General features: G+C 49.5%; 2 tRNA genes and 2 rRNA genes. All 4 read right to left on the reverse strand.

Annotated elements, in window-relative coordinates:
• Positions 1-199, reverse strand: a 23S ribosomal RNA gene (locus tag AC1DOQ_RS26890); the annotation flags it as partial.
• Positions 200-415: 216 nt separating this feature from the next.
• Positions 416-491, reverse strand: a tRNA-Ala gene (locus AC1DOQ_RS26895).
• Between the two features lie 9 nt (positions 492-500).
• Positions 501-577 (reverse strand) — tRNA-Ile (locus AC1DOQ_RS26900).
• Between the two features lie 81 nt (positions 578-658).
• A 16S ribosomal RNA gene (locus AC1DOQ_RS26905) occupies positions 659-885 on the reverse strand; the annotation flags it as partial.

The raw sequence follows: 885 nt of genomic DNA on the forward strand, positions 1-885 counted from the left end.
ATGTATGTTTCAGTTCGCCGCGTTCGCTTCACACACCTATGTATTCAGTGAGTGATGACCTAAAAGGCCGGGTTTCCCCATTCGGACATCTACGGATCAAAGCTCGTTTGCCAGCTCCCCGTAGCTTTTCGCAGGCTACAACGTCCTTCATCGCCTGTAATCGCCAAGGCATCCACCATGTGCACTTATTCACTTGTCCCTATAACGTTGGCCTCTACATGAGTAATAGAGAACGTCAYAGGCAAATGACAGCTTACTTTGTTTGTTGATACATACAGATTTCTACCCTAAGTGTGCATTTGATCGTTAGMTCAAAACACGCTTAAAGAAAACTTTACTTCTTCCAGATTGTTAAAGAACGAGAACTACACTTATCTAAACCACAGGGCTTACATAAATGCAGTGAACAGASAGTTGGTGGAGGATGACGGGATCGAACCGACGACCCCCTGCTTGCAAAGCAGGTGCTCTCCCAGCTGAGCTAATCCCCCCTTGATACATGGTGGGTCTGGTTGGATTCGAACCAACGACCCCCGCGTTATCAACACGGTGCTCTAACCGACTGAGCTACAGACCCGAACTGTTCTCGTTTAACTTTAYTAACAGCCGATAAGCGTGGACGCTTGATGATGCATCGTTAGATGCYGTGCCACTCTAGAAAGGAGGTGATCCAGCCGCACCTTCCGATACGGCTACCTTGTTACGACTTCACCCCAGTCACGAATCCTACCGTGGTAAGCGCCCTCCTTGCGGTTAAGCTACCTACTTCTGGTAAAACCCGCTCCCATGGTGTGACGGGCGGTGTGTACAAGACCCGGGAACGTATTCACCGCGGCATGCTGATCCGCGATTACTAGCGATTCCAACTTCACGCAGTCGAGTTGC

It is taken from the genome of Massilia sp. 01N417, assembly GCF_056399645.1.